The sequence below is a fragment of the Acinetobacter endophylla genome (assembly GCF_053543775.1).
Genome location: NZ_JBLVOM010000242.1, coordinates 12,504 through 39,400 on the forward strand (window position 1 = coordinate 12,504; position 26,897 = coordinate 39,400).

Below are 26,897 nucleotides of genomic sequence, written 5' to 3' on the forward strand. Positions count from 1 at the left end.
ATAAAAGGTTTTTATCCAGTTGCAGACTGCTGCTCTATAAATTCCTGAAATTTTTGTTTTTGCTGAAGATATGCGGGATGATTTTTAGCTTCATCCCATTTCTGTTTAAAAATTTTGGCAGCAGCGGCTTTAACAGGATCTTGCTGATTGCGTGGCAGCTCGGAACGGCCATGCGCGCCACTTAAACCTTTTTTGTCTTCCGGAACCGGACCGTCATACTTTTTGCCACCTTTATGATTGGCATAACGCCGGGCACGGGTAAAACCCATCTGTAAAAACTTGCGTGCCATGTCCGCACCGATAAAATCTTCTTGCTTTAAATAGTCTAGAAAAAGCTGATAGATTTTCTCGCTACTGGCTTGTGCTTTTTCTTCATCTGCAAAGCGCCAGTGCGGCAGGATTTCTGATTTATAAGGCTCAACCAGTAATACACCTTGTTCACCACGGCCAATCCGGTAGAGCTCCGGTCGTTTGCGGAAATTAACCTTTGCAAAGTCCAGAGAATAATCAAAACTATTCGAAACTACACGTGACGGACGTTTTGGTGGCGCTACTTTGGCAGATGGCTTCATATTCGGCCTTTTCTGAAATTTAAAATTGCTCAATATTTCAGCTAATACAAATTATAAAAATAAAGGGGCAGGATACAGAAAAGCCCCTGTCATTTAGAGCTAGGGGCTTTCATTTTACTTCGATTTTTTTGAACTGGTCTTCGAGGTTTTAGCCTTGGTTGACTTGCTCTTAGAGGAGCTACTCGACTGCTTTTTAGCAGGCGCCGATTTTTTTGAAGAAGACTTTTTCACTTTAGTGTCGTCTTTACTCTTGTTGCTGCTTTTCGCTTTAGCCGGTTTTTTCGCGGAAGAGGTCTTTTGGTCTTTCGCTTTATCACTGGCTTTTGAGCTCGAATTTTTCTTCGCCTTCACTTTTTCATCTTTGCTGGCATTGTCTTTTTTAGAAGATGCCGCTTTAGATTTACTGCTCGCCGCTTTTTTAGTGACTTTGCGATCACTGTCTTTGTCACTGCTCTTATTCGACTTTTTCAGTTTCTCATCTTGAGTCTTTTTAGCAGTTTTTGCTGATTTTTTGCTGTCTTTCGCCTGGTTATTTTTGCTATTCGCCATGGTTACTTTCCTTATCATTAAAAATCAATCAGAAAGATATAAAGCGCTTTGCTGTATATCAACTTCAAATTACTTTAAGGGGAGAGCGGCAGGATTAAAACTTTATCGTGTATCCAAGTGTAGGCTTGTTGCAAACACAAGCAGGAATTGTTCGAGTTCCAGACTAAAACATGGCAAGTTCTGGGACAGATCTTTAAACCCTGTTACCAGATGTCATTTAGAGCAAGTGAGCTTTTGAATTAAGTATGGATGTTATCTTCCTCCAAACGCAAAAACCTCGAATGATCGAGGCTTTGAGTAACTTATTTTTAAGCTTAAATAATTAATAGCTTTCTGGAACCGCACTTAAAAATTCACGACGTGTTTCTTTGTCGGTTTTAAAATCACCAATAAACGACACCGTACGTGTGGTTGATTCCTGCTTGCCTACACCGCGCATCATCATGCACATATGCGCAGAATCAATAACTACGGCAACACCACGTGCTTTGGTGACTTCGGCCACTGCTTCTGCAATTTGCTGAGTCAGATTTTCCTGAATCTGCAAACGGCGTGCAAACATTTCAGTAATGCGGGCAAATTTAGACAGGCCTAAAACATGACCTTCCGGCAAATAGGCAATATGAACACGGCCATAAAATGGCAATAAATGATGCTCACATAGCGAATAAAATTCGATATTTTTGACCAAGACCATTTCACGGTTATCGGAAGGGAAGACCGCCTTGTTGGTCACTTCTTCAAGTGTCTGGCTATAACCCGAGGTTAAATATGAAAATGCTTTCGCAGCGCGCACAGGCGTATCTTTGAGACCAGGGCGATTTAGATCTTCGCCAACGGCAGTAAGAATGTTTGCGTAGGATTGCTGCATAGTCATATGACGTATTCACTTAAACTGAGAATGAACAAGGACGGCATTGTAGCAGAAAACTTTTACAATGCCTTGTTTTGAGGCTAAAACCGTTTACTGTTTGAACTTTGGATTCTTTTCTGCACGTTTGAGCAGAACCAATACTGCACCGGTACCGCCTTGCTTTTCAGGTGCACTGACAAAAGCCAAAACATCACGGTGCTGACGCAACCAGCCGTTCACATAGGTTTTTAAAATCGCTTCCGGGCCTTTGCCATGTACAATTTTAATCACGTTCTGGTTTTCATCTTTGGCGATCTGGATAATTTGCAGCACGGCTTGACGCGCTTCTTCCACAGTACAGCCATGCAGATCCACAGCTTCAAACCAGCGCAAGTTACCGGCTTTCAAGTCTTCAAACACTTTATGCTGCAAGGTGGCAATGCGGTAGCTCAAGTTGGCCTGACTGCCGACAGGATTGAGCATGGCCTGAGTATCTGATAAAGCCATTGCCTCTGTTTCCATCGGGCCAGTAGCCGCTGCACGCTTTGCCAAGATTTGTGCATCCGGCTTTTTCTTGCGTGGTTTGTCCAGTTGAACCGTATTGCCCGATTCAATTTTTTGCACGCCCTGCATTTGCTTGCGGAATAATTCCAGTTCTTCTAAAGTCTCTTGCTCGACAGTCTTTTTAACAGGTGCAGCAACGACCGCAGGCGTTTGTGGCTGTGTAATTTGCTTCTTAAAAGATTTCAGCAGGTTGTACTGATCTTTAGATAATGAAGAATCGTGTTTACTCATAATGTAAAAACAAGGGAGATGCGGAATTTACAAGAATTATAGTCTGAAAATAGACAAAGGAGAACTGAATTGCGTTCATGACATTGCTGAGGATTTTAAATACGCTCGAGATTCTATGATCTACTTTTTAATATTGAAAATAAAAAAGCCCAATTCTGAGATTAGGCTTTTTTAATGCTTAGGTGAGTATTTACATTTTAAACCGCTTCAGGCTCACCAAACAGATCACGGAAAGCATGATCCGGACGTGGCTGTTTCATGAAGCTTTCGCCGACCAAGAAGGCGTGAATATCATTTTCCTGCATCATGGCGACATCGGCAGGTGTGGCAATGCCACTTTCAGTGACTAGCAAGCGTGAAGGATCCAGTAATTTTTTCAAACGAATCGATATGTTTAAATCAACATCAAAGGTTTTTAAATTACGGTTATTCACGCCAAGCAGACAACGATCAGAAAGATTTAAAGCACGTGATAGTTCTTCTTCATCGTGAACTTCAACCAGTACATCCAGATGATGTTCAAATGCAGTTTTGGACATTTCTTCTAACTGCTGGTCAGACAGGCAAGCCACAATCAGCAAGATACAGTCTGCATGCAAGGCGCGTGCTTCGATGACCCCATAAGGGTCGATCAGAAAGTCTTTGCGCAGTGCAGGCAGGTCGCAATGTGAACGGGCAATCTGAATGTTGTCATCATGACCCTGGAAAAAGTCTACATCGGTCAGCACCGATAAACAGGCTGCGCCTGCATCCTGATACTGTGCCGCAATTTCTGCAGGGTTAAAATTCTCGCGAATAATGCCCTTAGATGGTGACGCTTTCTTAATTTCAGCAATGACACCCGGACGTTTCGACATTAAAGACTGGGCAAAACCACGTACAGGTGATGCACCCTGAGCCAGCTCCTCGAGATCTTTATAGCTTTTCTGCTTTAAACGTAGGGCAAATTCTTCTTTTTTACGGTCAACAATCTTGCCTAAAATTGTATTTGCGATATCTACCATGATCAAAATCCCTGACCGAATTAAGCTTCGTAATGTTTAATGGTTTTGGTAAATTCAGACAGCACACTCATTTTTTCAAGTGCCTGACCGCCGTAAATAATGTCATGTGCCAGCGCAACACCTTGCTTATAGCTGCTGGTTAAACCGGAGACATAAATACCTGCGCCGGCATTCAGCGCGATCATGTTCGCTGCTTTATCACCGATGTCTGATTTTTTCTTGCCGAGCGCATCTTTGATCAAAGCCAGACTTTGCGCAGAATCTTCCACAATCAGTCCGGTCAGAGTTTGCGACTCAATATCGACCGATTCAGGAATAATGTCCCATTCGGTGACTTCGCCATTTTTCAGTTCAGCAACATGAGTTGAAGAGGCTATACTGATTTCATCCAGACCATCACGTGAATGTACTACCATCACATGTTCAGCACCGAGCTGTTTCATAACTTCGGCAATTGGACGGCAGAGTTCATTGGAAAATACGCCAATGACCAGACGTTGTACGCCAGCCGGATTGGTTAAAGGACCGAGCAGGTTGAAAATACTGCGAATCCCCAATTCTTTACGTGGGCCGATTGCATATTTCATGGCTTGATGATGATTCGGTGCAAACAGGAAGCCGACACCGACATCACGGATACAGCGTTCAGTCTGCTGCATATTCAGGTCCAGATTAATCCCGGCCTGTTCCAGCAAATCTGACGAACCTGATTTGGTCGAAACGCCGCGGTTACCATGTTTGGCTATAGTTGCACCGGCTGCTGCGATCACGAATGCAGAGGCAGTAGAAACGTTAAACAGGTTTTGACCGTCACCGCCTGTGCCGACGATATCGACCAGATAAGGAATGTCACTGACATCAATTTTAGTGGCAAGTTCACGCATGACACGTGCAGCTGCGGTAATCTCATCAATGCTTTCGCCTTTAAGACGTAGGCCCATCAGCAGGGCACCAATCTGGGCATCGGTCGCTTCACCTGACATGATGGCACGCATCACGTCTTGCATTTGATCCTGAGTCAGGTGAATGTTTTTAGTAATATTGCTTAAAGCTTGTTGAATATTCATAAGGTGTTCTTAGGCATAAATTTCGAGAAAGTTTTTAAAGATTTGATGACCATGCTGGCTCAGAATCGATTCGGGATGGAACTGCACGCCTTCGACCGGCAATGTCTTATGTTTCACACCCATAATTTCTTCCATAGAGCCGTCAGCTTCATTGGTCCAGCAGGTCACTTCCAGACATTCGGGCAAGGTGGCTTGATCAATCACCAGTGAATGATAGCGCGTTGCAGGAAATGGAGAAGGAAGATTGCTGAAAATCCCGGTATCACTGTGGTACATATCAGACAGACGGCCATGCATGACACGTTTGGCACGCACGATATCACCGCCAAATGCCTGACCAATACTTTGATGACCAAGACAAACGCCCAGTAAAGGAATTTTGCCAGCAAAATGCTGAATGGTAGGAATAGAAATTCCTGCCTCACTTGGCGAGCACGGGCCGGGGCCAATCACTAAATACTTAGGTTGCCATCGCTCTATATCTTCCAATGTCACGGCATCATTACGGACTACTTTTACTTCTTGATTCAGTTCGCCAAAATATTGGACGATGTTATAAGTAAAGGAGTCATAGTTGTCGATCATTAAAAGCATGAGCTTAACCTATTGAAATTAATGCACTTAACTGTGCTAATGTTGTCCAGATCGTACTTTATTTATACGTGTTGCAAGCACTTGCCTGACACAACTAAATCATTGATTTCATTGTGTGAAAATAAAGCACGCTTCATCATAGCAAAAAATAGCCCCATTCGGCGCAACAATTTCGCTCAATTTATTGGCTTTAAAAACCTGTAGAAAATTAAATAAAATTTTATAATGATTTAAAGTAATAGGCTTACTCATAGAAAGATTTAAAAGGCTATTTTTTAGAGTAAAACTTAAAAATGAAAAAATTAAGGTCAAAGAGAGGTAAAATGCTTGATGAAAAAAACATCACTTGAATAATTAAGCTTTATATAAACTTTTCTATTGAAAGTAGATTTAAAGAAAATGCCTCATAATAGGCATACAATCCCAAATGAATCGCAAAATTTTCTTTACTGATATCTACTAAAAAACGCTCAATTTTTAGCTAAAAACAAGTAAAAACTTAACAAAAGTAAGAAAAAGCAGCATATTTGCTATAAAAAGCTATGTTTCTCATACATTTCTATAGACGCATGCACTATTTAGGTGCGCTAAAAAATAAAGCTGAAATAAAATAAATGAAGAATGCTTGAATATAGTGCATTTAGTTTTGCAGCTAGTATAATAGCCGCAAAGTATTTTTGTCACTTCATGATTTCTTATAAAGATTTCAAGATTTTATCTATACTTTTAAAAGTTGGTACGGTAATTGCTTAATAACTATCAACTGCTAACACGCACTTCACGGGTGCAACAAAAACATCGGAGCAAAATGAGCATGGCGAACAAGGTCCTTCAACTCATACAAGAAAGTGGCGCAAAATGGGTCGATTTTCGCTTTACTGATACCAAGGGTAAAGAGCAACACGTCACTTACCCAGCAGACAGTATTGATGAAGATACATTTGAAGACGGCAAAATGTTTGACGGTTCTTCAATTGCAGGTTGGAAAGGCATCGAAGCATCGGACATGATTTTACGTCCGGATGCGGCAACAGGTTTTATCGACCCGTTCTTTGCAGAGCCAACAGTTGTTGTAACTTGTGACGTAATCGAGCCATCAACTGGTCAAGGTTATGATCGTGACCCACGTTCGATTGCGCGCCGTGCAGAAGAATATTTGAAATCTACCGGTATCGGTGACACTGCATTTTTTGGCCCAGAACCAGAATTCTTCGTATTTGACGAAGTAAAATGGGAAATCGACATGTCTGGCGCGCGCCATACATTGATCGCTGAAGAAGCTGCCTGGTCTACCAACAAAGACTACGAAGGCGGTAACTCTGGTCACCGTCCACGCGTAAAAGGCGGTTACTTCCCAGTTCCTCCTGTAGATTCTTCACATGACATGCGTGCAGACATGTGTGCGCGTATCGAAGACATCATGGGTCCAGGTCGTGTAGAAGTACATCACCACGAAGTTGCTTCTTGCCAGTTAGAAATTGGTGTGAGCTTCAACACTATGGTGCGTAAAGCAGACGAAGTTCAACAGTTCAAATATGCGGTTTGGAACGTTGCGCATCAATATGCAAAAACAGCAACCTTTATGCCTAAACCAATGGTTGGCGATAATGGTTCTGGTATGCACGTGCATATGTCGATCTCTAAAGACGGCAAAAACCTGTTTGCAGGTGATGAATATGCAGGCCTTTCAGAAATGGCGTTGTACTTCATCGGTGGTGTAATTAAACATGCTCGTTCTTTAAATGCGATTACTAACCCTTCTACAAACTCGTACAAGCGTTTGGTTCCACATTTCGAAGCACCGATTATGCTTGCTTACTCAGCGCGTAACCGTTCTGCATCTATCCGTATTCCTTACGTGTCTAGCCCGAAAGGCAAGCGTATTGAAGCACGTTTCCCAGATCCAATGATGAACCCGTACCTAGGTTTCGCGGCATTGTTGATGGCTGGTCTTGACGGTATCCAAAACAAGATCCACCCGGGTGAAGCTGCTGACAAGAACTTGTACGATCTTCCACCGGAAGAAGAAGCGAAAATCCCTACAGTGGCGCATAGCCTGGATATGGCGCTTGAAGCACTTCAAGCGGATCATGATTACCTGTTAAAAGGTGGCGTGTTCACGAAAGAAATGCTTGATGCCTACATCGAGCTTAAAACTGAAGAAGTTCGTCGTCTGAACACGACTACTCACCCAGTTGAATTTGATATGTACTACAGCTTGTAATTCATCACGAATTAAAGCGAAGAAAACCCGCGCATGTCGCGGGTTTTTTTGTATCATCTATTTATAATTTTAAATGATTGATGGGCTTAAATGGCACAACGTAAAAAGCACACCAGCTTTTATCCATGGATCGATCCAAAAGATCATGACAAAGGTTTTAAACTGAACTTCTCTGAAGTGACTTATCTTGAGGTGGGGCGGACTCCTGAGGGTTATAAGCAGGCTCAATTTGTGGCGCTGAAAAATCCTGAAATGGCGCTGGATTATGCTTATCCAGAATCATTTTATTTGAGTACTGAAGGTTTTATTTTAATTAAAACCCCACAAGGCAAATATGAAATCATTGCAAAAACAGATAACTGTTAACAATGAATAGTCGTTCTAGAAATCAAAATCAGCGTATGCCGCTGTCAACTCTGCCTGCTGAGTTAAAACCGTGGCTGTATGCCTCAGGCTCGCTTACGCAGCAACTGACCGATATGGCGCAGGGACAATTCCATGTCGAGCTAATTCAAGAGCATTTTCAGCGTTTAAGCTTTGCCAATGCCAAGTGGATGCAGATGTCACCTCAGCATACTTCCTGGGTACGTGAAAGTTATCTCTACGGTTCGGAACAATCTCCTTGGGTGAAAGCCAAAAGCATCTTTCCGATTTTAAGCCTGCAAAAAAAAGCCCGAATTTTTCAGCATATTGGCACCAAACCGATCGGCTGGTTTTTGTTTCAGCGCACCAATCCAGTGTGCCAGCGTCGGGTGGTACTTTTAGATGAGGGCTGGACCCGTCAGAGCTGCTATACTTGGCACGGCTGTAAATTTATCGTACAAGAAACATTTTTACCGGCATTTGAACACTTTATACAAAATTCACGGGCTTGATTTTTATGGCAACCGCACAAGCAATCACCTGGCGTGAGCGTCTTAGCGCCTATTGTTATCTTTGTCGTTTTGATAAACCGATTGGCACTGAACTGGTCTTTTGGCCCACCATGTGGGCGCTGTGGATTGCCGCTCAGGGGATGCCACGCATTGAAATTTTGATTCCCATGATTTTGGGTGTGATTTTTATGCGGGCAGCAGGTTGTGCCATTAATGATTTTGCTGACCGTAAAGTCGATGCACATGTGGAGCGTACCAAAAACCGTCCGCTAGCGACCGGGATTATCAGTGCCAAAGAAGCCGTGATGGTATTTCTAGTTTTGGTGGCTGCCAGTGCCTGCTTGTTATTTTTCCTGCCGATCGAAACTTTTTACTGGTCATTTGGGGCTTTATTTTTAGCGTTTATTTATCCTTTTATGAAGCGCTATACCCATTTGCCTCAAGTCTTTCTGGGGGCGGCATTTTCCTGGTCGATCCCGATGGCCTATACCGCAGTTGGGCAAACGCCGGATTTAACCTGCTGGCTTTTATATTTCGGTAATCTGACCTGGACCGTAGCCTATGATACTCAATATGCAATTGCAGATCGTGAATACGATTTAAAGATTGGAGTAAAATCAACCGCGATCTTATTTGGTCGACATGATATTCAGATCATTAGCGCTTTGCAGGCCAGCAGTATTATTTTGATTGCTGCAGCACTTTGGCTAGAAAATTTATTGTTTCCATTTGGCCTGGCTGCATTAATTGTTGTCGTTCTTGATTTTATTTACCAATGGTTAAAAACACGGGATAAAGATCCACAGCTTTGTTTCTGGGCATTCCGTCATAACCGCTGGATTGGATTGATAATCTTTGCTGGAATTTTTCTGGCTCTTTGGTACTAACCGTCTATCGGCTAATAACAAAAGCGTCCTATAAGGATGCTTTTTTTATGCTTAATTTTGAGTGATCTCGATAAAAAGAGATAGGGAATAACAATAAAAGGATAGAATTATGCAGAATGGTTATAAGAAATTAATGTTGGGCGTACTGTGTTCTTCAGTACTGTTTTTATCTGCGTGTGGCGATGATGATAACGATAATTTTGTAGGATTTAATCCTGTTCGAACTTATACAGTTGATGAGCAGGTTAAAGAGGTTGTTGGGCGTCATGATATCTTTACTTATCGAATGGAAGGTGTACAGAATCGAGAGATTCGTGCAACTACACTGGTATTTACCCCCAAAGGTACTCCACCTACAGGTGGTTGGCCGATTGTGGTTTGGGCTCATGGTACTACAGGTGGAGCAGATAAGTGTGCACCTTCACGCCTTGCCCTGGATGGGCCTGAAAAGGCGTTGGTTATTGGGCTGGTACAACGAGGTTATGCGGTGATTGCCCCAGATTATGAGGGTCTGGGTAATGATAATGAGCCACATCCTTATCTGCATCTGGAAAGTGCTGCCAATTCAATATTATCAGCGATTAGTGAAGCTCAAAAACAGTATGGTGGACTACTGGCCAAAGATTGGGGGGTGATTGGGTGGTCACAGGGCGGACATGCAGCTTTAGCAGCTGCAGAGTTTTATAAGGCTTTACCAAATAATACTTATCGTGGTGCAGTTGCGATTGCCCCAGCTTCTTATCTTAATGATACCTTGGAAGAAGGGCTTTTATTTGCTCAAGGTCTGGCTGCTGATGGTAATGTAGCTCAAGCAGTTCCAATTGCGGCGACTTTGTATACGTATGCCGCCATTGTCAGTTCAGGAATTAAGGCGGAAAAAACCAACTTTAATTACAATCAGGCCTTTGTTAATGCCAAGGTAGATCTGGCTAGACAGGCTGAAAGTTTATGTTCGCCTGAGCTTGCACAGCGTTTTGGTGCAGATATTCAAACGACATTACAAAGTGGTGTGAATTTCTCGCAATATCAGGCATTACGGGAAAACTTCCTGAGCGACCCTGATATTATGGATTATCTAATGGATAATCAGCCTGCACAAACCCGACTAGACCGTCCAGTTTATATTTTTCAAGGTACAGCAGATACCACAGTACCTTATACCATTACCCAGATCTTATATGACGATATGTTTGCGGATGGAACTGATGTTAAGTTAATTCCGGTACTGAATGCCACGCACGCTACAGTGGTCACTGAAAATATTCCCGCACTGCTCAATACGGTAGAAGCCGTTATGAATACGCCAGTGTCATAATTAAATAAGAGTGATAAATCCATGTTGGTTTGAGGTCGGCGTGGATTTAAATACTGTTCGGCCTTGAGCTATGACTTTATTTTGTTATATTGGGCAGTGTAATTAAATGACAAAATTAAAGCAGGTTTGTTATGTCCGAGCAGCCACAGCCCCGCAGTGTCAAAAAACTTTTGATCTTCGGTACGCTTGCACTTTGTATTCCGGTATTTTTAATTAGTATGGCATTTCTTGCAGTGAATAGTGATGCTAAAAATCAGGAAAAATACAAGCAGCAGCAAGCAGAGATGATTGCACGTATTGAAGCACGAGAAGCTGCGGAAAAGCTCAAAGCAGAGCAGGATGTTAAGGCAGATTCAACTCAAGCTGCGTCTGAAAGTAGTGCAACAGCACCTTAATCTATCTAGAATCCCTTTGCACTTGTCTAATGCTGCGAATATTGGTGTAGTAGATAGTTGCATCGTTTGTCGAAAACTATCTCACTCGATTGTAGGTATTCGATATTTCTTGATGAAGTAATTTGCGCTTTTCAACAGAAAAATATAGCCACCAATCATACGATCGGTGGCTATATTTAAATCCTCTTAAAGCAATTCTTTGCGTAATTGCTCAGGAGATTTAATTGAAAGCAGGGCAGGTGCTACATCTAGGGCTGTTTTAGCACCATATTGCTGGGTTTGATTCAGACGGTAGCAGGCACGGGCATAAGCCACTAGAACACTTGCAGTAAACTCCGGGTTGCTATTCAGCTTTAAAGAAAACTCAATCACCTGTTTTTGTGCATCACTGGTATTACCACTACGAATGACAAAACCGCCATGTGGCATATCCTGGTGATCTTTCAGTAAAGTTTCCTCACTGATAAAATTCACGGTCGTATTATAATCCGCAAAATAATCAGGCATGCTGATAATGGTTTGTTCAACTGTTGCTGCATCAGCTCCTTGTTCCAAGACCACATAACAGTCACGATGATGTTTATCTTTGGTGCTTAACTCAGGTCGTGCGCCACTGCGGACTTGTTCAATCGCGTCAGGAGATGGAATGGTGTATTGAACACCAGCTTTCACCCCTCGTACACGGCGGATCGCATCTGAATGGCCTTGGCTTAAGCCTTTACCCCAAAAGGTATAAGTTTCGCCATCTGGTAATAGCGCTTCACCAAATAAACGGTTAATCGAGAACATGCCAGGATCCCAGCCAATAGAAATCATGGCTGTTTTTTTGTTAGCAAGGGCAGGTGCATCGACTGCAGCATAGTATTCCGGAATACGTGCATGCGTATCAAAACTATCTACAGTATTGAATTTACTTGCAAAGATTGGCGCCTGTTGTGGCAAGTCATCTTTAGAGCCGCCACAAAGAATCAGCACATCAATTTTATCGCTAAAATCATTTAATAGTGCATCCATGCTATACACTTGAGTTTCTGCAAAGCAAGGAGAGACGCTGCTTGGTGAGCGGCGAGTAAAAATACCGACAAGTTGCATATCAGAATTTTTTTGGATAGCAGTTTCAACACCACGGCCAAGATTACCGTAACCCGCGATACCAATACGAATAGAATTTTGCATAAATAAACGATCACTGAATAAAAAAACAACGCCAAAAATAAGTAAGGTGATGATGGCCAGAAATAAAACAGGCCAATCAGGTCATCTGACTTATATTTTGTTTTCGAAAGGATTATAGAGCGATAACTTAAACTTTATCACCCTAATCCTACAGAAAGGCAGGTTTAACTGAGAATGCTTGTGATGAGACGCTAAATTGGACGAGGGTTGGCTAATTTTGAAGCACTAAAAGCTGCCGAGAAATTAAAAGCGGAGCAGGAGGCTTTGATCAATCCAACTTAAGCTACACCGGAAAGTACCGCAATTGCAGCTTAACTTATCTTAAATCCCTTTGCAGTTGTCTGATAGTTGGAATCTGGGTGTATCGAATCACGGTATAGCCTGCTGCAATCAGCATCGCATCACGTTCAGCATCTTCCTGCTCTTTGCCAATATGACTGGGATCATCGAGTTCGACAATTGCTACTACATTATATTCACGATCAAGTACGACGAAGTCTGTGACTTTACGATTAAATTGATTGCGCATTTTCATCTGATCGTGCGTGATCAAAGCGCTAAACGCGACTTGTGCCAGAATGTGATGATGGGGAAAGGCATCTTTCAGACGTGTAAACATCCTGCTTTCAAAAGCAGTAATGACGCGCTTCGGATAGAATTTCTTTTGACGGGTGAAGAGATGCGGGAAGAGAAGGCAAACTAATGCAAAAGTTGCCAGGCAGCCAATCACAAAAAATATAAACTGACTCAAATTAAACACAGATCACAAAAGGTAAGAATAAAAAAACCCACTTTGCAATGAGTGGGTTTCTTCAGAATCTTGGCTCTCCCACCTGGGCTCGAACCAGGGACCTGCGGATTAACAGTCCGTCGCTCTACCGACTGAGCTATGGGAGAATAGATTGGCTCTCCAACCTGGGCTCGAACCAGGGACCTGCGGATTAACAGTCCGTCGCTCTACCGACTGAGCTATTGGAGAATCTGACAGCGATTATAGAGAGATTTAAAAAGGGGTCAAGGCACTTTTAGAAAAAAGCTGCAGAAATTGAATCAAGTGTTTTAAAAATAGTCGAAAAGGTTTGTAGTTCAAACTGTTATGTTTATGTAAACCGGTTCTAATAACAAAATCGCGATCAGCCTTAATTTTATAAGTGATCTGGAGCATAAGAAATGAGCGGTTGATCGCGCATATAAATCAATATGATCTCAATTTAAAAAAATACAGGTATAAAAAACCCACTTCGCAATGAGTGGGTTTTTTAGAATCTTGGCTCTTCCACCTGGGCTCGAACCAGGGACCTGCGGATTAACAGTCCGTCGCTCTACCGACTGAGCTATGGAAGAATAGATGGCTCTCCAACCTGGGCTCGAACCAGGGACCTGCGGATTAACAGTCCGTCGCTCTACCGACTGAGCTATTGGAGAATCTGATCGGCATTTTAGGGATGAATAACCAGGTCGTCAATCAATTAATGTAAAGAAATGAATTGTTTGCTTTATTAATATTCATTTAATGCCTAAAAATAAAAAAATCACCCAAAATGGGTGATTTTTTTAGCAAAGAAATAAAAAATTATTTCTCAACACCTGCAGGCTGACCTGCATATTTCGCATTTGCATAATCCCAGTTTACTAGGCTTTCTAGGAAAGTAGAGATGTACTTAGGACGAGCATTACGGAAATCGATGTAGTAAGCATGTTCCCAAACGTCAATCGTCAACACTGCAATTTTACCGTGTGCCATTGGCGTATCAGCATTTGAAGTTTTCATGATTGAAAGCTGGCCGTTTACTTCGTCAGCCACTAACCAAGCCCAACCTGAACCGAATTGAGTGGTTGCAGCAGCAGCAAATTCTTCAGCAAATTTTTCATAAGAACCGAAAGCTTCGTCAATTTTTGCAGCCAAAGTACCAGTTGCTTTACCGCCACCGTTTTTAGCCATACAGTTCCAGTAGAACGTGTGGTTCCAAACTTGAGCCGCGTTATTGAAAACACCTGCTTTAGAAGCATCACCAGCAGTTGCTGTAATAATTTCTTCTAGAGTTTTGCCTTCAAGCTCAGTACCAGCGATCAGGTTATTCAGGTTAACCACATACGTATTGTGGTGTTTGTCGTGATGGTATTCTAAAGTTTCTTTGCTGATGTGTGGAGCAAGATCTTCGTAGCCGTAAGGTAATGCTGGTAAAGTAATGGTTGTCATGTTTTCAATTCCTTGCATTTTGCTGGGTTTTAACAATAAGTGGCTTTATTGTAATAGATAATCGGGCAGAAATGGGCATCGTGTATAAATAACAATACAGAATAAAGCCTGAAAATATATGAATAAAGCCACTGATCATAACCGTCAGTCGAATTAAATCGGATTGTTTAATTCGAAATAATCATACTCAATATTAAACTGTTCTGAAATAGCCTTGGCCAGGCGTTGCACACCGTATTTTTCAGTCGCATGATGGCCACAGGCATAATAATGGACATTCAGTTCCTGAGCTTCATAAAAGGTGCGTTCGCTCACTTCACCTGAAATATAGGCATCACAATCTTGTAGTGCCGCTTTTTGAATATAATCCTGCGCACCACCGGTACAGAAACCGACTTTATGGATTTGAGTTTTTTCAGCAGGAAGATAAATCGCATCAAAGCCCAGCTTTTCTGAAACATAATTTTTAAAATCTTCCGGACTCATTGGCTGTTTTAAATAGCCAATATTGCCAATTGGACGTTTCTCACTCGGATCAAGCTGTTCGATATTTTCGAGTTCTAATAAATCCGCAATGGCGGCATTATTTCCCAGTGTTGGATGACTGTCTAAAGGCAGATGATAGCCAACCAGTGAGATATCATGTTGAATCAGGGTTTTAATGCGCTTACCACGCATTCCCGTAATCGGATAGGCTTCTCCTTTCCAGAAATAGCCATGATGAACCAGCAATAGATCAGCGCCTTGCTCAATTGCAGCTTCAATTGCACTCTGGGAGGCGGTCACGGCACAGAGGATTTTATTCACTTCGGATTTGCCTTCAATCTGCAAGCCATTCGGTGCATAGTCCTTAAATTCACGTGATGCCAAAGTCTGGTCACACCATTGAATAATATCGTTCAAATTCGCCATAAAATTCCTGTAAGTTTAAAAACTTGCCCATATTTATCTATAGGTCTAATTGTAACTAAAGCTGCACAAATCTCTGTGGAATTTTTTGTGTTTAGTTATGTATTTAGCATTACAATAGGACACAAATTACTTAGTCATCAACGAATTAAAATATTTTAGAGGATAGCAACGTGCGCCGCACCTTTACATGGTTACCCTGGGTGTTACTGATTTTAGTCATTATCGGTTTTTTGGGGTGGCAACAACTACAAAAACCAAAGGCACCAGTTGCGCCAGATGGCGTCAAAATGCCTGCTGAAAAAGTAGAGCCGTTGATTGATACGTCGCGCTCAGGAGGCGTGGTCTCCTACAGTGCTGCTGTAAAAGTGGCAGCCCCGGCTGTCGTGAATATTTTTACTACCCAAAAAGTCAAGCAACAGGCGCATCCTTTACTGACCGATCCGGTATTTCGTGAATTCTTTGGCGATCAGTTGCCTGACCAGTATGGACAAAGCCCGAATGAAAACAGTTTAGGTTCAGGTGTAATTGTACGTCCAGACGGTTATATCCTGACCAATAACCACGTGATTGCACAGGCCGATCAGATTGTGGTGGCTTTGCAGGATGGCCGTCGTGCCGAAGCTAAGGTGGTCGGAACTGATCCGGATACCGATCTGGCCGTGATCAAGATTGAACTGACGCAATTGCCAGTTTTGCCATTTAAACTCAGTGGTAATGAAGTCGGTGATGTGGTTCTGGCCATTGGTAATCCTTTTGGTGTTGGGCAAACCGTGACGCAGGGGATTATCTCGGCAACGGGCCGTTCAGACTTGGGCATTAATACCTATGAAGACTTTGTGCAGACCGATGCTGCGATTAATCCAGGTAACTCGGGCGGTGCACTGATTGATGTCGCCGGTAATTTAATTGGCGTCAATACCGCAATTTTCTCGCAGTCTGGTGGTTCGCTGGGGATTGGTTTTGCCATTCCGGCCAAAATTTGTCAGCAGGTGATGAATGCCATTTTGAAAGATGGCCGTGTGGTTCGTGGCTGGTTAGGTATCAGCTTATTACCTGCAGAGCGTGATGATGTCCTGCAACCCAAAGAAAAAGGTGTGACGGTCGCAGAAGTGCTACCGGATGGACCTGCTGCCAAGGCTGGAATCCAGCGTGGCGATAAGATTATGAAAGTAAATGAGGAAGAGATTAGTTCTGCCTCACATCTGATTAATTTTGTGGCCTTGCAAAAGCCAAACAGTACCATTCAGATTGAAATTGAGCGGGCAGGGAAAACCATGACCCTAGAAGTTGTAGTGACTGAACGTAAAGCGCAAGACAGTGCTTCACAATATATCCCTCTACCAGGCCAATAAGTTTGATCAAAAAATCCCTCATCATGAGGGATTTTTTTATGCTTTCTTTCAGCATGCTCTGATACAAAAGTGAAATATTAAGCGCTTTATAAATCATTTAGCTTAATGAAATAACATGAAAAGAGAAAATAAAAATGACTTTTATGACGGCAGATCAGGCCAAAATTTTATCCAATGTTGTCAATCTGGATATTGAAATGTACAAGCCACGTCTGGCGCAACTGATTGAAGATAATGCCCGGCAAGGCAATACAGCGGTACTGACAGTTTTTCCTAAACATCTGCCTTTGGAAGATATCCGTGCCTTATCTGCTGAGTTAACAGATCTGGGCTATAACGTACGCTTTGAAGTGCAGGAATTTTATTATAGCTTTAATGTCTACTGGCTCTAATTTTAAAAATTGTTCAAAAATAATCTTATTCAGGCATATATTTTGCTGCATTCATCTCATATTTAAACTATGAGAAGTCTATGTCTTTATCTATTCATCCCACAGCACGGGCCGATGCGTCTTATGTAGTGCTTTCTTCTGGGCTAGGCGGACATGCCAGTTTCTGGAATCCACAAATTGAGACTTTGCAGCAATATTTTCATGTGGTGACTTATGATCAGGAAGGTTGTCATTCGGATTCTGAACTGTTGCCAACTCCTTATTCTATAGACCATATGGCCCGACAGATTCTGGATTTATTGATTAGCCATAATATTCGCGAGTTTCATTTTATTGGACATGCGTTGGGTGGGCATATTGGCATGCAGCTCGCGACTTATCAGACTGATAAAGCGTTTAAGTTACTTAGCCTGACCATGTTGAATGCCTGGGGAGAACTGGATGTGCATACCCAAAAATGCTTTCAGGCACGCACATCATTATTATTGAATAGCGGAACCGAGGCCTATGTGCGGGCACAAGCCTTATTTCTGTACCCCCCGCAATGGATCTCTACACATATTGAACAGTTAACCGAAGCAGAAAATAAGCAGCTACTGGACTTTCCACCGATTCAAAATGTCTTGGTACGTATACAGGCAGTGCAGACTTTCAAGCTCGAAGCAAAGTATCAGCAGGCACTCAAAGGTATTCCTGTGCATCTGATTGCCAATCAGGATGATTTTCTGGTGCCTTATCAACGCTCGCAACAACTTCAGCAATTATTGTCGCAGAGTCAGCTTAGCCTGTTTGCAACAGGAGCACATGCTTCTACGGTGACTGAAACCGCCCAGATCAACCAAAGCATGCTGCAATTTTTAAAATCAGCCTGATATTTTCAGCAAATCACTTTGTTTGCTCAAGCCAGAACTTATTTCTGGCTTTTTATTTTTTCTAATGAATCATTTTTATGGTTTTTACTCAAAATTTGATTCTTCCTAAAAGCGATGATGATCGATTTTAATGCACCTGAATGAAACACGATGAGCAAAATTGATTCAGGGGTGAAAATTATTATTTTACTAAAAATTCAAAAATATAAATATTAAGTATTTGAAAATAAATAACTAAAATTAATTGGCACGCGGTTTGCAATATTTTAAACATAAATAAAAAACCTGAATTGGCAACAGGATTTTGAATATTGGTTAAAAATAATGAGGTGTGAAAATGAAAATAGGTGTCTTCTGTCCAATTGGAAACAACGGCTGGTTACTCTCTGAAAATGCACCACAGTACATGCCAACTTTTGAGTTAAACAAAAAAATCGTGCAGCGTGCTGAACACTATGGTTTCGATTTCGCACTTTCCATGATCAAGCTGCGTGGCTTTGGTGGCAAGACCGAATTCTGGGAACATAACCTGGAAACTTTTACCCTGATGGCGGGTCTCGCAGCCGTGACCAGCAAAATTCAAATTTATGCAACTGCAGCCACTTTGGTGATGCCACCGGCAATTGTAGCGCGCATGGCATCTACCATTGATTCTATTTCCAATGGCCGTTTTGGGCTAAATGTGGTGACTGGCTGGCAACCACCTGAATATACTCAGATGGGTATGTGGCCAGGCAATGACTATTTTGGCAAGCGCTATGAATATCTGTCTGAATATGTACAGATTCTGCGTGAGCTTTGGGCAACCGGAAAATCCGACTTTAAAGGCGAACATTTTCAAATGGAAGATTGCCGGGTCAGCCCTCGACCGCAAGCCGATATGAAAATTATCTGTGCTGGTCAGTCGGATGCCGGTCTGGAGTTTTCTGCACAATATGCTGACTACAACTTCGTATTTGGTAAAGGACTGAATACCCCAACAGCCTATGCGGAAATCAATGACCGCTTAAAAGAAAAAACCGATGTCACCGGCCGTGAAGTACAAACTTATGTCCTATTTATGCTGATTGCGGCAGAAACTGACGAAGAAGCTCAAGTGAAATGGCAGCATTATAACGATGGTGCCGACATGGAAGCGATTAACTGGTTGATGAATCAGGGCGGGAAAGACACGACTTCCGGTGCAGATACCAATATCCGTCAAATGGCGTCTAGTGTATCTCCAGTGAATATCAATATGGGAACCTTGGTAGGTTCTTATGAAAATGTGGCACGAATGTTGGATGAAATTGGCGAAATCAAGGGCACTGAAGGTGTACTCCTGACTTTTGATGATTTCGTTCAGGGCGTAGAAGATTTCGGTCAGAAAATCCAGCCATTAATGAAATGCCGTGACCATATTGTGATTGAGGGCGAAGCACCTGTTCTGGAGAAAAGCGCATGAGTGAATCAGTGGTAACTGCCGATTTTACAGAAAAACTGGGTACCGGAAAAACGCTTAAAGCTGAGCCTGAAGCGATTTGTCTGGCACCTGAACAGACCGCGCTGATTGTGATCGACATGCAGAATGCCTATACCTCACAGGGTGGCTATCTTGATCTGGCGGGTTTTGATGTCTCAAAGACCAAACCCGTAGTCGAAAACATTAAAAAGGCAGTCGATGCAGCGCATGCGGCCGGTATTCAGGTCATTTACTTCAAAAATGGCTGGGATGCAGAATATAAGGAAGCGGGTGGAGTGAATTCCCCAAATTTTCATAAATCTAATGCCCTGAAGACCATGCGCAAGCAGCCTGAATTGTACGGTAAGTTGCTGGCCAAAGGGGGCTGGGACTTTGAACTGATTGATGAGTTACAGCCACTGCCACAAGATTTGGTCATTGAAAAACCTCGCTATAGTGGTTTCTTTAATACCGCACTGGACAGCATGTTGCGTGTGCGTGGTATTCGCAATCTGGTGTTTGTGGGAATTGCCACCAATGTCTGCGTGGAATCAACCCTGCGTGATGGTTTCTTTCTGGAATATTTTGGCGTGGCGCTGGCGGATGCCTGCCATCAGGCAGGGCCAGTCGAAGCTCATGAAGCCAGTCTGTACAACATCAAGACTTTCTTTGGCTGGGTGTCCGATACCGCAAATTTTGTCGATACATTTCAGAAAGAAAGTGAATCACTTAAAGAAACCGAATTAGCTCGAAGTGCTTAAGAAATTAAAGATCAGGATTAAGGAAAAAACAGTATGCCTAAAGAAGTCATTATTCCAGCAGGAACTTCAAAACCGTTAGCTCCGTTTGTACCGGCAACCAAAGCAGACAATATTGTCTATGTATCAGGCACGCTGGCCTTTGATGAAAATAATAACGTGGTGCATGTCGGCGATGCAGCAGCACAGACCCGTCATATTCTGGAAACCATCACGCGTGTGATTGAAGAAGCCGGTGGCAGCATGGATGACGTCACTTTCAATCATGTATTTGTCAAAGACTGGGCAGATTATGCAGCAATTAATACCGTTTATGCAGAGTATTTTCCGGGAGATAAACCGGCACGATATTGCGTACAGACTGGCTTGGTAAAACCGGATGCACTGGTCGAAATCGCTTCGATTGCCCATGTATAAGTCGAACCACCTGATTCAATCTCATCTATATCGGCCCTAAGTCTGTCACTGAAAACTGACTTGGGGCGGGGAGAAAAGCATGAATGCCAAATTGTCTAAAATCATCACGGAAGTGGTTGCAGAGAATAATGCATCAAATAAGGTTTTAAAGACTGAAAATGCAGCTGAAGTGTTTACCCAGGTCGATCAGCAGACTTTCCGTCAAGGCATGTCCAATCTGGGCGCTGCGGTGAACGTGATTACCACGCATGGCACAGCGGGAAAGGCTGGATTTACAGCATCAGCGGTCTGTAGTGTGACAGATACACCACCAACCTTGCTGGTCTGTCTGAACCGTTCAGCTTCGGTTTATGAAACTTTCAAGAATAATCAGGTCCTGTGCGTGAATACCCTAGCTTCACATCAGCAGCATCTATCCAATCTGTTTGGTGGAAAAACACCCATGGCAGAGCGTTTCAGTCAGGGGAACTGGAAAACTTTGCTGACCCAGTCACCTGTACTTGAGGATGCCTTGATCAGTTTTGATTGTGAGGTGGTGCAGCAAGTATCTGTAGGCAGTCATGACGTGCTGTTCTGTGAAGTGAAGGCCATGTGCCAGCGTCAAGGCAATGCGCTGATGTACTTTAACCGTTCTTACTGTGAGCCACACAAAATGTGCTAAATCAATTCAGTCCTAATCAAGGAGGGGAAGCCCATGCAAGAAAAAGAAACGTGGTTTCCAAAATTTAAGCCTTACCAAGGCAATATCGATACAACCCCAGTCCAAACAGATGAATATCTGCCGGCTGGGAAAAGTATTATTCTCGGGTTACAGCATGTGTTTGCGATGTTTGGGGCAACCGTGCTGGCGCCGCTTTTAATGGGGTTTGATCCCAATCTCACGATTTTTATTACTGGGATTGGTACCATTTTATTTTTCCTGATCACTGGTGGCCGATTGCCAAGTTATCTGGGATCCAGTTTTGCCTTTATTGGCGCCGTGGTGGCAGTCACAGGCTACTCCGGAGCAGGGGCGAATCCCAATATCGGATTGGCACTCGGGGGAACCATCGCCTGCGGTATTGTTTATGCCTTGATTGGCCTGCTGGTCATGAAAACCGGTACCGCATGGATTGAAAAGCTGATGCCACCCGTGGTCACGGGCGTCATTGTGATGATCATCGGCCTGAATCTGGCACCTGTCGCGATCAAGAGTGTCTCAGCCAACCAGTTTGACTCTTGGATGGCGTTGGTCACCATTATTTGTATTAGTGTAATTGCTGTATTTACCAAGGGGATGGTGCGCCGTTTACTGCTGTTATTAGGCCTACTGTCTTCCTACCTGATTTATTTCCTTTTCACTAATGTAATGGGCTTCGGACCTGCGATTGATTTCACCAAAGTCAGTGAAGCAGCATGGTTTGGTTTGCCAAATTTCCAGAGTCCAGTCTTTGAAATGAATGCGATGCTGATGATTGCACCGGTGGCCATTATTCTGGTTGCAGAAAATCTGGGGCACTTTAAAGCGGTATCCGCGATGACAGGTAAAAACCTGTCGCCGTATATGGGACGCGGTTTCTTTGTAGATGGGGTTTGTACTTCATTATCCGCTTCTGTCGGTAGTACCGGGATGACCACTTATGCTGAAAATATCGGCGTGATGGCAGTGACGAAAGTGTATGCAACTACCGTGTTTATCTTTGCCGGCATTTTCGCCATTTTGCTGGGACTTTCACCTAAATTTGGCGCGGTGATCAGTACTATTCCAGTAGCTTTATTGGGCGGTGCATCGATTGTGGTCTTTGGTCTGATTACCGTGGCGGGTGCCAAAATCTGGGTAGACAACCATGTTGATTTTACCAAGAACAGTACGCTGATCATTGGTGCGGTGTGTTTGATTATGGGCACAGGTAACTATAGCTTGCAGATCGGTGGTTTTGATCTGGGAGGTATCGGTACTGCGACGTTGGCAGCGATTTTACTCAATCTGTTCCTGAATCGTGGTGAAGATAAAGAATTGCCTGAACCTGCATCGACCGCAACAGAAGTTGAGGTTAAGCCAGTCGCTTAATATGAGGAGTATTTTTTGAGTCACACAGTTGCATTTTTAGGACTTGGGGCAATGGGCTGGCATATGGCCTCCCATTTGCCAAAACTTGGACATCCGGTTTGGGTCTGGAACCGGACTGAACAGAAAGCGCTAGATCATGCTCAATCTTTCAGGATTCTGGCAGTGGGTATTGAACAGGCGGTTCAAGCGGACTTTATCTTTTCCTGTTTGCCGACCAGTCAGGATGTAGAGAAGCTAATTGCTGCACATCCACCCAAGCCAGGTGCAATCTGGATTGACTGTACCAGCGGTGTGCCAGAATCGGCCCAAAAACTGGCAAAACGATTGGAGCAGCAGGGAAGTTATTATCTGGATGCTCCGGTATCCGGTCAGACTGTTGGGGCAGAAAAAGGCACTTTAACCGTGATGGTGGGAGGAAATGAATCCGCCTTTGAGCAAGCCAAACCGGTCATTGCTGCTTTTGCTGGCTTGATTGAATATGTCGGGGAAAGTGGTTCCGGGTTTGCGGTGAAAGCTGTTAACAATACCTTGATGGCCACCCATTTATGGGCACTGGCTGAAGGCTTGACGGTATTGAAAGGACAGGGGGTTGATTTGGGTAGTGCGCTGAACTGTATTAATCATTCTAGTGGTAAAAGCAGTATGTCGGAAAATATCATGGCACAGCGGGTTTTAAGCCGTGAGTTTCATAAAACCTTTGCGTTGGATTTACTGCAAAAAGATATCGGTATTGCTATAGAGTTAGTGCAACAGCAACAACTGGATTTATCAGTGATGTCTTTAATTCAGCAGCAGTTTCAGCAGATTGCCAAGCCACAGGCCAGCCAGCTGGATTTCTCCGCTGCGGTGCAAGGGTTGGAACAACGTACGCAGATTGAATTAAGGGGATAAAGTCTTTCTTACAAATTGCTATTCATAGAAAAACCATTAATTTTGAATTAAATCCAGAAGGACGAATTTATTTATCAAAAATATGAAAATCCGGGAATTTAAAAATCCCCGGATTTTTATTTCAATTGTTTAAAATAGCCTAAGCTAATTTTAATATGACAAACTCAAACAATTTAAATAAATATCTTAATTTTGTTGATTCGCCTCATATTCCTGAATGACTTCAAGCGCGGCACGAAAGGCTTCCTGGGTTGCCGGTGCGCCGCAGTAAGGCAGACTATGCAGCAGCACTTCCTGAATTTCCTCAACCGTTGCACCGTTATTTAGGGCACCTCGCACATGGCCTTTTAGTTCAGTTGGGCTTTTTTGAGCCGTAAGGAAGGCAATGGTAATTAAGGAGCGGTATTTACGCGGTAAAACACCTTCACGTTGCCAGGTCGAACCCCAGGCATGTTCATTAATCCAGTCCTGTAATGGCTGGGTAAAAGGCACGGTATTTTCCTGAGCACGCTGCACAAAGCTTTCCCCCATTACTTCAGTACGGACTTTCAAGCCATTTTCATAATCTTGTTGTGACATGCTTTATCCTCAATTTTATTATTGCTTTAGCTTAACGCTTTTAAGCCAAAATACTATCGTGCAATAGTCGTAAAAAAAAGTGGCTGAAAAGCCACTTATGAAGCTTCCAAAGTGAGGTATTGAAACATGGCTCCACTCTGGAATTTATGACACCTTTGATCAAAAGTTTGATTTAAGGTGATACTGAGTGTGAAGGATCAGTTTGCACTGAAGTATCGGTACCTGTAGCATCTTCCTTGATGAGATACGGATTCTCAAGCTCTAATACCTCATTCAAATGCAGATCGAATACATCGGTCAACATGCTGTCATAGCGGCGCGCATTATAGTGCAGCAGTTTTTCTGCTTCCTGATCATTAATAAAGCCTTGTAGCTGTGCATCGGCTACATGCTCAGCAAAACTGAGTCCTTTAAATTGTCCTTTATTTTCAGCTTTTTTAAAGCGATCCCAGAGTTTTTCAATCTCGAGTAGCAGATTGAAAGTAGATTCCATACGGCCAGTGACATCATTTTCATTAATATTATAGTAGACATGTTTTTTGAGTGACTGCCGGAAAGCATTGTTTTCCATCATGCTGTTTGCTACCTGTTGTTTCAGCTGGTCTGATGGTTTCTGTACCGGACGGCCAAATGGGAAACATAGCAGTTTGACCATGCCTGCTGCTGCACCTGATGGAAAGTTGGCAAACAGGTCAAAAAAAGCTTCTTGCGCTGTATACAGAGACTTTTCTACCGCAAGCTGTGCATGTAAACGCTCATCTTCAGTCTTTTTGCTATGCTCAAAATATTTCAGAATTGAGGAAGCAATAAACAGATGTGCATGAATATCGGCCAGACGACCCGAAAGCATTTCCTTACGTTTGATATCCCCTGCGAGTAAACCTAGGCACATATCCGCAGTTAAAGCAAAGTTGGCACTCAGCCGATTAATGATCTTATAATAAGGCTGGGTGAAATCAACCGCACTTTGCGGCGCAGCACTTGAGCCACCTGTAAAGGCATAGGCAAAGGAGCGAGCAGTCCGGTTAAAGGTGTAACCCAAATGCTTAAACAGCAAGTTATCAAAAGGATTTAGAGCCGCTGCCGAGTCTTCTGCCTGTAAGAGCTGTAATTCTTCATATAGATAAGGATGGCAGCGCATTGAACCCTGTCCAAAAATCATCAAGGAACGACTGAGAATATTGGCGCCTTCGACGGTAATGGAGACTGGAATTGCCTGATAGTAAGGTGCCAGAAAGTTACGCGGCCCCATCTGAATGGCACGACCACCGACCACATCCATGCCGTGATTGACCACTTTACGCATGCCTTCAGTTGCATAGTATTTGGCAATCGCCGTCATTACGGCAGGCTTGCCACCCTGATTCAGACCACAGGTGACCAGATAACGGAAGGCTTCCAGCATATAGGTGTCACTGGCGATTTCACTATTGGCTTCCTGAACACCCTCAAACTTACCAACTGAAATCTTGAATTGCTGACGAATACGAGAGAAAGCACCCACATTTAAATAAGTCATTTCTGAAGTAGAAGTAGACAGCGCTGGTAGGGAAATGCCACGACCGACTGCCAAACATTCCATCAGCATACGCCAGCCTTTGCCGGCATTTTTGACGCCACCAATAATCCAGTCCAGAGGAATAAACACATCTTTACCTTCAACCGTACCATTCATGAATGGTGGTCCGGGGTTATGCCGTGGTCCCACTATTACGCCTTCATGACTGGCAGGGAGCAGGGCACAGGTAATGCCGTATTCAGTCTGTTCACCCAGAAGATGATCAGGGTCATACATTTTAAAGGCCAGACCCACCACTGTCGCAATTGGTGCCAAAGTAATCCATCGTTTAGAAAAATTCATTCTCAGGCCTAAGACTTCCTGACCTTCAAACTGGCCATAGCAGACCACGCCCGTATCAGGAATCGCACCGGCATCGGAGCCGGCTTCCGGACTGGTCAAACCGAAACAGGGAATTTCTTCGCCTCGCGCCAGACCCGGCAGATAACGGTCTTTCTGTTCTTCGGTACCATAATGCAGTAACAGCTCGCCTGGTCCGAGTGAGTTCGGTACCATACAACTCACGGCTGTGGTCAGAGATCGCGAAGCAATCTTGCTCATCACCCGACTTTGGGCAAAGGAGCTAAAGGCACGACCGCCGTATTCTTTGGGAATAATCAGGCCCAAGAAACCATGTTCCTTAATATATTGCCAGACATGATCAGGCAGCGCTTTTTGCTCATGAATTTCCCATTCATCCAGCATGCTGCACAAGGTTTCAACTTCATTGTTCAGAAAGGCCTGTTCTTCTAGCGACAGCTTTGGATAAGGATAACTGTTAAAGGTTTCCCAATTCGGTGCACCCATAAACAGCTCTTTTTCCCACCAGCTAGTTCCGGAATCCAGTGCTTCGCGTTCTGTCGGACTGATACTCGGCATGGCATTTGCCAGTGCTTTATAGGCCGGTTTGGAAATAAACGACATACGTAAAGGGTCGATCATCACTACAAGGCTAATTAGGATTAGCGGAATTCCTAGAATCAGCGACCATGGACTAATAAAAGCGCAGACAATTGACACGATGATCAGCGCAATTGCACCCGCGCTACGGGAGAGCTGAAAATAGAAAACGGCCCATAAACTGAGTAATAGCAGTAGTACAGCAAATATAAATAGCATTGTTATAGTTCTCCAGATTTATACAACGCTGCCTGTGCCGAGATCTCATA

Annotated in this window: 28 protein-coding genes and 4 tRNA genes; 15 read left to right on the forward strand and 17 right to left on the reverse strand. The window is 43.3% G+C overall.

Going from position 1 to position 26,897, the window contains the following annotated elements; genetic code table 11:
- Positions 1 to 11 precede the first annotated feature (11 nt).
- From ACNPNW_RS10990 to ACNPNW_RS11020, 7 genes are all read right to left on the reverse strand, one after another.
- Complete coding sequence (locus tag ACNPNW_RS10990; RefSeq protein WP_423089763.1) at positions 12 to 572, reverse strand: DUF4385 domain-containing protein; 561 nt, start codon at positions 570 to 572, stop codon at positions 12 to 14.
- 114 nt (positions 573 to 686) lie between these two features.
- A complete protein-coding gene (locus tag ACNPNW_RS10995; protein ID WP_004646396.1) occupies positions 687 to 1,121 on the reverse strand; it encodes a hypothetical protein in 435 nt (144 codons plus the stop codon).
- 322 nt (positions 1,122 to 1,443) lie between these two features.
- Entirely contained in the window at positions 1,444 to 1,992 is a 549-nt protein-coding gene (gene folE / locus ACNPNW_RS11000; RefSeq protein WP_171065034.1) for a GTP cyclohydrolase I FolE, read from the reverse strand.
- A 93-nt stretch (positions 1,993 to 2,085) separates the two neighbouring features.
- Complete coding sequence (locus ACNPNW_RS11005) at positions 2,086 to 2,769, reverse strand: Smr/MutS family protein (protein ID WP_423089762.1); 684 nt, start codon at positions 2,767 to 2,769, stop codon at positions 2,086 to 2,088.
- Positions 2,770 to 2,966: 197 nt separating this feature from the next.
- Complete coding sequence (gene trpC / locus ACNPNW_RS11010; protein ID WP_423089761.1) at positions 2,967 to 3,773, reverse strand: indole-3-glycerol phosphate synthase TrpC; 807 nt, start codon at positions 3,771 to 3,773, stop codon at positions 2,967 to 2,969.
- A gap of 20 nt (positions 3,774 to 3,793) precedes the next feature.
- Positions 3,794 to 4,840, reverse strand: coding sequence for an anthranilate phosphoribosyltransferase (gene trpD, locus ACNPNW_RS11015; protein WP_253175246.1), 1,047 nt, complete (start codon positions 4,838 to 4,840; stop codon positions 3,794 to 3,796).
- Between the two features lie 9 nt (positions 4,841 to 4,849).
- Positions 4,850 to 5,434 (reverse strand): anthranilate synthase component II, encoded by a 585-nt coding sequence (locus ACNPNW_RS11020; protein WP_423089760.1) that lies wholly within the window; start codon positions 5,432 to 5,434, stop codon positions 4,850 to 4,852.
- An 808-nt stretch (positions 5,435 to 6,242) separates the two neighbouring features.
- Here ACNPNW_RS11020 and glnA point away from each other — a divergent pair.
- The 6 genes from glnA to ACNPNW_RS11050 all read left to right on the forward strand — a co-directional run bounded on the left by glnA (position 6,243) and on the right by ACNPNW_RS11050 (position 11,130).
- Positions 6,243 to 7,658, forward strand: a complete 1,416-nt coding sequence (glnA, locus tag ACNPNW_RS11025; RefSeq protein WP_004279641.1) for a type I glutamate--ammonia ligase — start codon at positions 6,243 to 6,245, stop codon at positions 7,656 to 7,658.
- A 90-nt stretch (positions 7,659 to 7,748) separates the two neighbouring features.
- Positions 7,749 to 8,024, forward strand: coding sequence for a hypothetical protein (locus ACNPNW_RS11030; RefSeq protein ID WP_423089759.1), 276 nt, complete (start codon positions 7,749 to 7,751; stop codon positions 8,022 to 8,024).
- Between the two features lie 2 nt (positions 8,025 to 8,026).
- Positions 8,027 to 8,533 carry a chorismate--pyruvate lyase family protein gene (locus tag ACNPNW_RS11035; protein WP_423089758.1) on the forward strand — a complete coding sequence of 169 codons (507 nt, stop codon included), beginning with the start codon at positions 8,027 to 8,029 and terminating at the stop codon, positions 8,531 to 8,533.
- Positions 8,534 to 8,538: 5 nt separating this feature from the next.
- On the forward strand, positions 8,539 to 9,420 hold the full coding sequence (gene ubiA, locus ACNPNW_RS11040) for a 4-hydroxybenzoate octaprenyltransferase (protein ID WP_423089757.1): 882 nt from the start codon (positions 8,539 to 8,541) through the stop codon (positions 9,418 to 9,420).
- Between the two features lie 109 nt (positions 9,421 to 9,529).
- Positions 9,530 to 10,735, forward strand: a complete 1,206-nt coding sequence (locus tag ACNPNW_RS11045) for an alpha/beta hydrolase family protein (RefSeq protein WP_448766973.1) — start codon at positions 9,530 to 9,532, stop codon at positions 10,733 to 10,735.
- A 131-nt stretch (positions 10,736 to 10,866) separates the two neighbouring features.
- On the forward strand, positions 10,867 to 11,130 hold the full coding sequence (locus ACNPNW_RS11050) for a hypothetical protein (RefSeq protein WP_423089755.1): 264 nt from the start codon (positions 10,867 to 10,869) through the stop codon (positions 11,128 to 11,130).
- 186 nt (positions 11,131 to 11,316) lie between these two features.
- Here the strand turns inward: ACNPNW_RS11050 and ACNPNW_RS11055 are convergent, their stop codons facing one another.
- From ACNPNW_RS11055 to ACNPNW_RS11090, 8 genes are all read right to left on the reverse strand, one after another.
- Complete coding sequence (locus ACNPNW_RS11055; RefSeq protein WP_423089754.1) at positions 11,317 to 12,306, reverse strand: diaminopimelate dehydrogenase; 990 nt, start codon at positions 12,304 to 12,306, stop codon at positions 11,317 to 11,319.
- A 316-nt stretch (positions 12,307 to 12,622) separates the two neighbouring features.
- Positions 12,623 to 13,066 carry a DUF2726 domain-containing protein gene (locus ACNPNW_RS11060; protein WP_044112771.1) on the reverse strand — a complete coding sequence of 148 codons (444 nt, stop codon included), beginning with the start codon at positions 13,064 to 13,066 and terminating at the stop codon, positions 12,623 to 12,625.
- Positions 13,067 to 13,127: 61 nt separating this feature from the next.
- Positions 13,128 to 13,203, reverse strand: a tRNA-Asn gene (locus ACNPNW_RS11065).
- Between the two features lie 6 nt (positions 13,204 to 13,209).
- Positions 13,210 to 13,285 (reverse strand) — tRNA-Asn (locus ACNPNW_RS11070).
- Between the two features lie 289 nt (positions 13,286 to 13,574).
- Positions 13,575 to 13,650 (reverse strand) — tRNA-Asn (locus tag ACNPNW_RS11075).
- A 5-nt stretch (positions 13,651 to 13,655) separates the two neighbouring features.
- Positions 13,656 to 13,731: transfer RNA gene (locus ACNPNW_RS11080), tRNA-Asn, on the reverse strand.
- A gap of 148 nt (positions 13,732 to 13,879) precedes the next feature.
- Complete coding sequence (gene sodB, locus ACNPNW_RS11085) at positions 13,880 to 14,506, reverse strand: superoxide dismutase SodB (protein WP_004646486.1); 627 nt, start codon at positions 14,504 to 14,506, stop codon at positions 13,880 to 13,882.
- Positions 14,507 to 14,659: 153 nt separating this feature from the next.
- Positions 14,660 to 15,418 (reverse strand): Nif3-like dinuclear metal center hexameric protein, encoded by a 759-nt coding sequence (locus ACNPNW_RS11090; RefSeq protein WP_423089753.1) that lies wholly within the window; start codon positions 15,416 to 15,418, stop codon positions 14,660 to 14,662.
- A gap of 170 nt (positions 15,419 to 15,588) precedes the next feature.
- Here ACNPNW_RS11090 and ACNPNW_RS11095 point away from each other — a divergent pair, with 170 nt between their 5' ends.
- From ACNPNW_RS11095 to ACNPNW_RS11135, 9 genes are all read left to right on the forward strand, one after another.
- The gene (locus ACNPNW_RS11095) at positions 15,589 to 16,770 is read left to right on the forward strand and encodes a S1C family serine protease (protein WP_423089752.1); all 1,182 of its coding nucleotides are present in this window, start codon (positions 15,589 to 15,591) and stop codon (positions 16,768 to 16,770) included.
- Positions 16,771 to 16,904: 134 nt separating this feature from the next.
- On the forward strand, positions 16,905 to 17,162 hold the full coding sequence (locus ACNPNW_RS11100; RefSeq protein ID WP_423089751.1) for a hypothetical protein: 258 nt from the start codon (positions 16,905 to 16,907) through the stop codon (positions 17,160 to 17,162).
- A gap of 80 nt (positions 17,163 to 17,242) precedes the next feature.
- Positions 17,243 to 18,034: a pyrimidine utilization protein D gene (rutD, locus tag ACNPNW_RS11105; RefSeq protein WP_423089750.1), complete on the forward strand. Its 792-nt coding sequence runs from the start codon at positions 17,243 to 17,245 to the stop codon at positions 18,032 to 18,034.
- 337 nt (positions 18,035 to 18,371) lie between these two features.
- Entirely contained in the window at positions 18,372 to 19,478 is a 1,107-nt protein-coding gene (gene rutA / locus ACNPNW_RS11110) for a pyrimidine utilization protein A (RefSeq protein ID WP_423089749.1), read from the forward strand.
- Complete coding sequence (gene rutB / locus ACNPNW_RS11115; RefSeq protein ID WP_423089748.1) at positions 19,475 to 20,236, forward strand: pyrimidine utilization protein B; 762 nt, start codon at positions 19,475 to 19,477, stop codon at positions 20,234 to 20,236. Before rutA ends, rutB begins: the two co-directional genes overlap by 4 nt.
- Positions 20,237 to 20,269: 33 nt before the next feature.
- A complete protein-coding gene (gene rutC, locus ACNPNW_RS11120) occupies positions 20,270 to 20,650 on the forward strand; it encodes a pyrimidine utilization protein C (RefSeq protein WP_448766974.1) in 381 nt (126 codons plus the stop codon).
- A gap of 112 nt (positions 20,651 to 20,762) precedes the next feature.
- Positions 20,763 to 21,311: an NADH-dependent FMN reductase RutF gene (gene rutF, locus ACNPNW_RS11125; RefSeq protein WP_423090301.1), complete on the forward strand. Its 549-nt coding sequence runs from the start codon at positions 20,763 to 20,765 to the stop codon at positions 21,309 to 21,311.
- 33 nt (positions 21,312 to 21,344) lie between these two features.
- Entirely contained in the window at positions 21,345 to 22,700 is a 1,356-nt protein-coding gene (gene rutG, locus ACNPNW_RS11130; protein WP_423089746.1) for a pyrimidine utilization transport protein G, read from the forward strand.
- 51 nt (positions 22,701 to 22,751) lie between these two features.
- On the forward strand, positions 22,752 to 23,591 hold the full coding sequence (locus tag ACNPNW_RS11135; RefSeq protein ID WP_423090300.1) for an NAD(P)-dependent oxidoreductase: 840 nt from the start codon (positions 22,752 to 22,754) through the stop codon (positions 23,589 to 23,591).
- Positions 23,592 to 23,777: 186 nt separating this feature from the next.
- Here the strand turns inward: ACNPNW_RS11135 and ACNPNW_RS11140 are convergent, their stop codons facing one another.
- Both ACNPNW_RS11140 and ACNPNW_RS11145 read right to left on the reverse strand, forming a co-directional pair.
- A complete protein-coding gene (locus ACNPNW_RS11140; protein WP_423089745.1) occupies positions 23,778 to 24,170 on the reverse strand; it encodes a carboxymuconolactone decarboxylase family protein in 393 nt (130 codons plus the stop codon).
- 172 nt (positions 24,171 to 24,342) lie between these two features.
- A complete protein-coding gene (locus ACNPNW_RS11145; RefSeq protein ID WP_253173301.1) occupies positions 24,343 to 26,847 on the reverse strand; it encodes an acyl-CoA dehydrogenase in 2,505 nt (834 codons plus the stop codon).
- Positions 26,848 to 26,897 lie beyond the last annotated feature (50 nt).